The following is a 7,554-nucleotide window of genomic DNA, read 5'->3' on the forward strand; positions in this document are numbered from 1 at the left end:
CAGGGCGTGCTTCCCCATATCGGCGGTGCGGGCGGCGCGACCATCCGCCCCGATGCTCTGCCCGATATTGCGCCGCTGGTCGCTGCGGTCAAGAAAGGCGGCGTGGTCTTCATGCACCGCTGCACCCCGCACCACTCGACGCCAAACCTCACGGACACCGTCCGCTGGAGCCTCGACCTGCGCTTTCAGCCCACGGGAACGCCAACGGGACGTCCCTGGCAGCCGTCGTTTGTGGTGCACAGCGAGGCCAACCCCGCAAGTATCGAGACAGACTACAATGCCTGGGTTGCCGCCTGGGTAGAGGCGCTCGCCAAGCCCGCGCCCTCCAAGTCCGCGCATCGGACGGTTTGAAAGGTTGGGGACGCTTGCCTACGATGCGACAGGGAACCTGCTAAAGACGCTCCAGGTGGGTGTGGCGGCTCCTTCGACCTACACGTACAACGGCGACGGGCTGAGGAGAAGTGCCTTCGAGTCGGGCGGTACTTTGACGACCTTCATCTGGGATGGGGACGATTATCTCGCTGAGTACACTCCGTAGAGGATGGCATGTAGTGGAATTGTAGAGGTAAGGGCGTTTTGACTTGTTAGAGTTTTGGGTTTTAGAAAAGGCTTGGTGAATTATGGCGACTATGTCTGCTCGATATACGATAATAGGTGGTGAGGTGGTAGCTCAGGAGCGCGGTGGCGTTCGTCATCAAATTATGCCTGATCCACTTGGTTCGACCATCGCTCTGTACGATAGCATGGGGACAAAAGTTGTTTTTTGTGTCCTAAAGGCAAAATTGAAATGAATAGTATATTAGATACACTGTTATCCCAAGCAGTAAAATCAAATGATTATCTTTCTGTCAGGAAATTGTTATCAAAAGGGGCAAATAAAAATTTAATCTTAGATAATGGATCTCCTATATTGATATATGCATCCGAAAAAGGATACATTAAAATAGTCGAACTCTTGTTAAATAAGAAGGCATTTGTGAATGCTAAAGACAAAAGAGGTTATAGTGCCCTATTCCACACGGTTCGATTTAGCCGAATAGAAATAGCTAAAATGCTTTTATCTCATGGAGCGGACGTAAACATAAAAGATAACGACGAGACTACAGTATTGATGCCCGTATGTATACTTCCAATCAATAAAAACACTACAAATATGGTTAGATTACTTCTTAATAATGGCATTCAAGTAAATTATCAGGGGCTATACTTCCCATCTGCCCTCAATTATGCAGCGGGACAAGGCAATGCAGACGTAGTGGAACTCTTGTTGACACGCGGCGCTCATGTCGATATCCGGGATCAGTTTGGTTCCACACCTCTAATGGCAGCGTGTAGGAAACCTCTAATGGAAGCACGTGGGAACCAACATTTTTCCGTTGTTAGAATATTGGTACATCATGGAGCGAATGTAAATGCTAAAGACAGCGAGAAGATGAAGGCTCTCGGACGAGCGATATTTACAGACAAGGAAGCGGCAAGAAATATGCGAAATATATTAAAAAATAACAAGCCTACCGAAGACGGAATGTCTGTTTTAGATTGGGCAAAGCAAGGGGGAGACGGAAAAATCATTAAGTTTTTATTAGATAAGGGTGCTCACTGAGTATAGGGCAATTTCAGCTTCGTAATCTTACTAGAGCCGTCTGGTGAGCATGATCTACGCTGATGGAACGCGAGTGACGCTAGCCTATGACACAATGGGAAGGCGCACGACGATGCTCGGAATGCTCACCGCCTCCTAAGACGTGACGGTTCCAGGACGTGCACCCAGAGGGTACCCGGGCGTAACCCGAGACGGGGCGTTCACGTCCTGGAACCGTCACGCCCTGTAAACTTCTGGGGTAAGCTAGACGCATGCACACGTTCACGTTTATCACGCCGGGAAAAGTCCTCTGCGGCACCGGAGCCGCCACGGACGGAAGGCTCGCGACCCGGACCGCGCTCCTTGGGACGAAGCCGCTGCTAGTCTGTGGTAAGAGCCTGCAAGCCTCGGGGATGCTAGAGAAGATTCTCGCGACGCTTCCTGGGGCGAAAATTCATCTTGGAGTCCCTCCCGAGCCGACGCTTGCCGATTGCACAGCGGCGCAGCTTGCCGCCCAGGGCTGCGACTTGGTGATTGCGATCGGCGGTGGCAGCGTCCTTGATGTCGCCAAGGCCGCCGCGCTCCCCGACAGCATCTACGACTACTTTGATGGCAAGCTCGCCGTGCCGGAGTCTGGATCGGGCGCTTTGCCGATTCTCGCCGTGCCCACGACGGCGGGCACGGGCTCCGAGGCCACTTGGGTGGGAGTGTATACCGACAAGCGGGGAGCAACCCCGAAGAAGGCCAGCATCCGGGGCGGGGCGATGCTCCCCAAGACCGTGGTGCTCGATGCCACGCTCAGTGTTTCTTGCCCGCCCCACGTCACGGCGTACTCGGGAATGGATGCGTTTGTACAGGCCGTCGAAGCGTATGTCAGCCGAGGAGCCAACCCGCTCACCGACCCGCTGGCGCTCCAGGCGGCGTTTGACATCGCCGAGTGGCTCCCCGCCGCCTTCCGCGACGGCGAGAGCCTCGAAGCCCGCGAGCGCATGCTGATGGCCAGCTACAGTGCCGGGATGGCGCTCAACACCGCGCGTCTCGGGCTGGTGCACGGCATCGCGCACCCGGTCGGCGCTCGCACCGGAGCCGCGCACGGTCTGCTCTGCGCCCTGCTCCTGCCGCCCGTGATTCGCTTCAATATGCCCGTTGCGCAGGAGCGCTACCAGAAGATCGCCCCGGATCTCGCCACCTTCGCCGAGAAGTGGCTCGATGAGTTCTCCATCCCGCGCCGCCTCTCCGAGCTTGGCCTGCAACGCTCCGATTTCGATACCATCATCGCCGAGACAATGGTCAGTGGCTCCACCAAAGCCAACCCCCGCACCGTCGCCGAGGGTGATGTACGAGAAGTCCTGGAAGCCTGCTGGTAGCACGGTAAAATAGGCTGGAGGTAGAGGATGCCACTGCTTGAAGTTTTGCCCACGTTGAAACAACTGACTCGAAAAGAGAAGTTTAAGGCAGTTCAATTTTTAGTTGCCGATCTGGAAAATGAAGACTCCTCACCGCTCTCTCTCATATCCTCGTCTGGTGTCTATGAAGTGTGGTCGCCTATTGAGGGGAGTGAGGTATTAGTCCTTTCGATGGAAGAGTGTCTTCGGAAGCATCGAGATGTTAAGGAGGCTTTGTAAGTGGGGGCATCGTATTACATCATGAGCGAGCAACACTCAGAATTTGTTTGCTTAGAGGTTAATGGTAAGTGTCTTTTGAAAGCAGGGGATGGGCTCGAACGACTCGCTAAAAACCTTGATGTAAATCCTCTCAGCTCGTTTCTCTCTGGAGATCCAAATGAAGCCTTTCAGTTGATGGAAGCGCCTGATGAGTATTTTGACGAAGAAACAGGGCGCTACGATCGCGTGGCGGTGGAAAAATGGCTTGGTTTCACCATGCCGGAAGAGACCTGGTTTGAGCCAAGTGCTGGCCTGACGACGGTAAGAGCGCTGTTGGCACACCTTCAGAAAGATACCCATGGCATTCCCTACCTTGAGGGAGTGATTCAGGATTTACAGGACTGTGAGCGCGTTCTCGAAGGACTTCATGAAAACGGAATTCGCTGGCATCTGGCGGCAGACTTTTAATATGATCCCTGACAATTTTTCGCCTTTTGATCCCACCGAGGCGTCCCATATCGCGCAGGTTCGGGAGTTTGTGGGGCGTGTGGCGGAGCCTGCGTCGCGCTCGACGCTTGAGGGTCATCTCACCGGGTCAGCGTTTTTGCTGAGTTCGGATGGCGCTTGTGCGTGGCTGATCTGGCATGAGAAACTTCAGCGCTGGTTGCAGCCGGGGGGGCATTTAGAAGCCGAGGATGCGTCGCCGTGGCACGGGGCGTTGCGCGAACTCTGCGAGGAGACGGGGCTGAGTGAGGCAGACGTGAGCAGTGACGGGGCGCTTTTCGATGTGGATGTACACACGATTCCCGCACGCGGTGATGAGCCGACACATTTTCACTATGACTTGCGGTTTTGCTTCACATTGCGTGCGGGCGCGGCTCCGATCACCGGGCGTTGGATCGCGCTTACGGAGCTGGCGGGGTTTCCTGAGGAGTCGCTGAGCCGTCTAGCGCGGAAAGTGCTTGCTGGATAACGCCGCGTGCCAGCAGAATCCGTGTGTGCCCAGCACGCGTGACCTCGACGAGCGTGGAGCCTGGCCAGTGGGCGGCGATGGTCTCGGCCTCGTCGTAGGGCACACTGGTATCGGTGCGATCGTGAAAGATCGTGAGGGGAGGCAGGGGAGTGGCCACACTCTTCAGGGCGCTGAGAAGAGTCAAATCGGTGGAAAACTCGGACTGGAAGTAGGCGACGAGAGCATCGGCCTCAGAATCGCTCAGCCCCTCGCGCAGGCCGTGGTTCTTCAGGCCGTCTGCGACGTAGCAAACGGGGGCGAGGAAGACGAGCTGCCGGGCTTGGACGCCCGCCGCCAGTGCGAGTGTCGTCGCGATCGCGCCCAGGGAGTGCGCGATAACTCCGTGGACGGGTTGCCCACTCCAGTCCGCGAGTGCCTTGAGAGTGGCGGCATTGGCTGGTGCACTTGCCAGCGTTCCTTCGGATGCACCATGAGCAGGGGCATCGTAGGCGAGAATCCGATAGCCAGCCGCCAGTAGGGGTTTGATCCAGGCCGCGAACTGAGCCGCCCCGCCGCCCCAGCCGTGTGCCAAGAGCACCATCGGGCCGCTTTTCGACTTCGAGGGCCACTCGTAGCACGCGACCGTTTTGTGAACCCCCAGCACCTCGGGGTAGTGCGCGGCGGGGAAGCCTTCCAGAGGCACAGCGGGTAGGGTGAGCGAAAAACGTGTGGGCTCGATGGGAAAGGCGGGGGCAGGGAAACGGGGAGGGGTGAGCCAGGACATCACCAGGTCGGAGAAAATCACACGCCTATTCTATCTCCGATTTTTTAAGGCGCTCAATCTCTTTCTCCACGAGGATATCTCCCGGATAGTCCTGCAAAAAGCGCTCCCACTCCAGAATCGCTCGGGGGATCTGCTGGTGATCGGCGCACCACTGCGCAAACCGACGGCGTGCGCGTCCATCTTTCCCGTTTTGCACCATGGCCCCGACTTGGACACTGAAGTCCGTGCGGGCTTTCTCGGCGCTCGCTTCGTCTTGGAGGAGCTGCCGACCGCGTTCTGTCTGGCCACGACGTAGGAGCAACGGGCCGAGCTGCCCACGAAGGCGCGGGTAGTTTGACTTCAGACGGTAGCTCTCCTCCCATGCTTTAAGTGCGTTGTCGTCATTGCCAAGCGCCTTCCAGGCTCTGCCCCGCTCAAAGGCAAGCGAAGCATCTCCGGGCGCGATCTGGGAAGCGGCTTCTAGTGCGGCGATGGCTTGTTGCCGTAGCACTGTGGCTTTCTCTGGTTGGGCATCGGCACTATCCAGCAGCGTGCGTGCTTGCTGCGCGAGAATCTGCGACTCCCCAGGATGTTTCTGGGCAAGCGTGGCGAGCTGCGCGAGAGCGGCGTCGAAGCGGCGCTGTTTGGTGAGATTCTCTGCCAGGAGTACGGCGGTCATCCAGCGCTCGGGCTCCAGAGCAAGTGCACGGTGGAGCAGTTTCTGGGTCTGAGGGTAGTTTCGCTCTTTATCCTGGTAGAATGCCTCGGCAATAAGTGGCTCTACATCCGTGGGAGCGATTTCCTGGGCTTTTTTGAAGCGTGATGCGCCCTTTGCCTGCTCTCCCAAGCTCAGCTCCAGATAGCCAAGACGCACTAGGGTGACCGGGTCATTGGGGCTGGTGCTCAGCATCGCGGTGAGTAGGTTGTGGGCACGATCTACCTGGCCCACCTGCCGGTAGAGATCCCCGAGGATACTCGCCATGCCCGGGATGCGCTTTGAATCGTCTTCCAGTTGCCGCAGCAGAGGGCGCGCCGCTTTATTGTCCCCCGCACGAACCAGTAGCTGTGCCGCCTCTAACCGGCTTGCCGGGTCATTGGTAACCAGGCGGCGTGCGGACTCTGTCGCTTCTTTCTTGAGGGCAAGCTCCCGCAGGCGGGCTTCCTGTTCGGTGGTCTTTGCCCGCTCTTTACTTAATGTCTGCCACTGCTTGAGTTGCCACGGAACGCTGGCTAGTGCGCCCAGTGCAAGAACCGCGAGCAGAGCAAAAAGGCGTTTCTTACGATCCATAGCGCTATTGTGTCATATCTTTGATACGTCGTGCCTTCAGAGCTGCCACCTCGCGCATGGCCTCCGCATCCATAGGTCGGCGTTCGAGCACCTGTTCCCACTCGAAGATCGCGCGGTGGATCAGGAGTCGTCCGACACAGTAGCGTGCGAATTTCCTACGCTTTTCCAGGTCATTGGGGGTCTCTGCCACGCCGAGGGCGAGCTGCTGGTAGGTCTCTGCCTTGTTTTTCTCGGCAGTATTCTCTGCGAGGAGCTTCTGTGCCCGCTCACGCTCTCCCGCTTTAAGGAGCAACTGGCCGAGCTGATAGCGTGTGGTGAGGTAGCTGGGGGAGAGGGCATAGGCTTTCTCGTAGGCCTGCTGTGCTCCCGCCGTATCGCCGCTGCCCTGACGGATCTTGCCCAGGTGAAACCAGCTTGGTCCGACCTCTTGAAGTTTCTCCATGGCCTTCTCCGCGAGGGGAAGTGCGGCACTCCGAAGCGTTTGGACACGCGACGGTTCCCCTTTTTTCTCGAGTGCAATCGCTTGCTCGTCGAGGGTAATGGCCCGCTGGAGTACCAGAATGCCTTTATCGGGCGCGAGCTTTTGTGCGTCGTCGAGGACTTTAAGGGCGTCTTCGTACTTGCCCTGGGAGACAAGAATCTGGTTTTGGATCAGGCACAGTCGCCACTCCTGGGGGTCAGCAGCGCGGGCCGCGAGAAGCACTTTGTCGGCTTCTGGTAGCTTCTCCTGGTGCTTTAAGAGGAGTGCGAGGGCGAGCTGCGCATCCGAGGAGGCAGGGGCAAGGCGCACGGCTTCTTTTAGGTGTTTTTCAGCCGCCGCGTAGTAGCCCAGGAACTGCTCCAGCCGTCCGAGGCGCACATAGCCGGGGGAGTAGGTCGCATCAAGGCGAACGGCTTGTCGGGCGAGCGTGAAGGTCTTATCCGTGAAATCGAGCTCCTCGTAGAGCCCGGCGAGCTGTTCGGAGAGCACGGCGGATCCCTTCGCATCTTTTTCCAGAGCGGTAAGGGCATCGAGTGCACTCGCATTACTCCCGCGCAGCAGGGTGGCCGCATCGCTCAGGCGTATCCGTAGCGGCTCCGCAAGAGGCAGCGGCGTGGGAAGCGGTGTGGGCTGTGAGGTTGCCAGAGGCGCGGACGAGGGCATCGAAGGAGGCGAAGCCGTTGTCCGGCATCCTAGGAGCAGGGCCGGTGTTAGGGGAAGGAGATAGAGGAGGTTAAGACGAGCAAGGCGCATCATAAAAATATAAGACGGCGTGTGCGAGCTCGCACACGCCGTCATCAAATCACAAGAGGGAGACGCAATCTAGCGAGGGGCACCACCACCGGACATTCCCGAGGGCGCACCGTAGCCAGGTCTGCCATAGC

9 protein-coding genes and 1 pseudogene are annotated in these 7,554 nt (G+C 57.7%); 7 read left to right on the plus strand and 3 right to left on the minus strand.

The window, feature by feature from the left end:
- The 7 genes and pseudogenes from ACH2EH_RS25375 to ACH2EH_RS25405 form a co-directional block, all read left to right on the plus strand.
- Positions 1-351 (plus strand): annotated as a pseudogene (locus ACH2EH_RS25375) (mitomycin antibiotic biosynthesis protein); the annotation flags it as partial.
- A gap of 436 nt (positions 352-787) precedes the next feature.
- Positions 788-1,603, plus strand: a complete 816-nt coding sequence (locus ACH2EH_RS25380) for an ankyrin repeat domain-containing protein (protein WP_395146215.1) — start codon at positions 788-790, stop codon at positions 1,601-1,603.
- Between the two features lie 49 nt (positions 1,604-1,652).
- Positions 1,653-1,742: a hypothetical protein gene (locus ACH2EH_RS25385; protein ID WP_395146223.1), complete on the plus strand. Its 90-nt coding sequence runs from the start codon at positions 1,653-1,655 to the stop codon at positions 1,740-1,742.
- Between the two features lie 112 nt (positions 1,743-1,854).
- Positions 1,855-2,949, plus strand: a complete 1,095-nt coding sequence (locus tag ACH2EH_RS25390) for an iron-containing alcohol dehydrogenase family protein (RefSeq protein WP_395146216.1) — start codon at positions 1,855-1,857, stop codon at positions 2,947-2,949.
- 27 nt (positions 2,950-2,976) lie between these two features.
- Positions 2,977-3,207 carry a hypothetical protein gene (locus tag ACH2EH_RS25395; protein ID WP_395146217.1) on the plus strand — a complete coding sequence of 77 codons (231 nt, stop codon included), beginning with the start codon at positions 2,977-2,979 and terminating at the stop codon, positions 3,205-3,207.
- A gap of 21 nt (positions 3,208-3,228) precedes the next feature.
- The gene (locus ACH2EH_RS25400; RefSeq protein WP_395146218.1) at positions 3,229-3,654 is read left to right on the plus strand and encodes a hypothetical protein; all 426 of its coding nucleotides are present in this window, start codon (positions 3,229-3,231) and stop codon (positions 3,652-3,654) included.
- Position 3,655: 1 nt separating this feature from the next.
- Positions 3,656-4,159, plus strand: coding sequence for an NUDIX hydrolase (locus ACH2EH_RS25405; protein WP_395146219.1), 504 nt, complete (start codon positions 3,656-3,658; stop codon positions 4,157-4,159).
- Here the strand turns inward: ACH2EH_RS25405 and ACH2EH_RS25410 are convergent.
- The 3 genes from ACH2EH_RS25410 to ACH2EH_RS25420 are packed head-to-tail and all read right to left on the minus strand — an operon-like array spanning position 4,092 to position 7,426.
- Positions 4,092-4,943 carry an alpha/beta fold hydrolase gene (locus ACH2EH_RS25410; protein ID WP_395146220.1) on the minus strand — a complete coding sequence of 284 codons (852 nt, stop codon included), beginning with the start codon at positions 4,941-4,943 and terminating at the stop codon, positions 4,092-4,094. The two genes, ACH2EH_RS25405 and ACH2EH_RS25410, sit on opposite strands and share 68 nt — an antisense overlap.
- A gap of 4 nt (positions 4,944-4,947) precedes the next feature.
- The gene (locus ACH2EH_RS25415) at positions 4,948-6,189 is read right to left on the minus strand and encodes a hypothetical protein (RefSeq protein ID WP_395146221.1); all 1,242 of its coding nucleotides are present in this window, start codon (positions 6,187-6,189) and stop codon (positions 4,948-4,950) included.
- 4 nt (positions 6,190-6,193) lie between these two features.
- A complete protein-coding gene (locus tag ACH2EH_RS25420; protein ID WP_395146222.1) occupies positions 6,194-7,426 on the minus strand; it encodes a tetratricopeptide repeat protein in 1,233 nt (410 codons plus the stop codon).
- Between the last annotated feature and the right edge of the window lie 128 nt (positions 7,427-7,554).

It is taken from the genome of Armatimonas sp., from assembly GCF_043760365.1.
Classification (GTDB): domain Bacteria; phylum Armatimonadota; class Armatimonadia; order Armatimonadales; family Armatimonadaceae; genus Armatimonas.

What these genes read in the sequence shown, in the direction of transcription:
- ACH2EH_RS25380 (WP_395146215.1), top strand. Translation starts at nt 788, where the DNA reads ATGAATAGTATATTAGATACACTGTTATCCCAAGCAGTAAAATCAAAT.
- ACH2EH_RS25385 (WP_395146223.1), top strand. Translation starts at nt 1,653, where the DNA reads ATGATCTACGCTGATGGAACGCGAGTGACGCTAGCCTATGACACAATG.
- ACH2EH_RS25390 (WP_395146216.1), top strand. Translation starts at nt 1,855, where the DNA reads ATGCACACGTTCACGTTTATCACGCCGGGAAAAGTCCTCTGCGGCACC.
- ACH2EH_RS25395 (WP_395146217.1), top strand. Translation starts at nt 2,977, where the DNA reads ATGCCACTGCTTGAAGTTTTGCCCACGTTGAAACAACTGACTCGAAAA.
- ACH2EH_RS25400 (WP_395146218.1), top strand. Translation starts at nt 3,229, where the DNA reads ATGAGCGAGCAACACTCAGAATTTGTTTGCTTAGAGGTTAATGGTAAG.
- ACH2EH_RS25405 (WP_395146219.1), top strand. Translation starts at nt 3,656, where the DNA reads ATGATCCCTGACAATTTTTCGCCTTTTGATCCCACCGAGGCGTCCCAT.
- ACH2EH_RS25415 (WP_395146221.1), bottom strand. Translation starts at nt 6,189, where the DNA reads ATGGATCGTAAGAAACGCCTTTTTGCTCTGCTCGCGGTTCTTGCACTG.
- ACH2EH_RS25420 (WP_395146222.1), bottom strand. Translation starts at nt 7,426, where the DNA reads ATGATGCGCCTTGCTCGTCTTAACCTCCTCTATCTCCTTCCCCTAACA.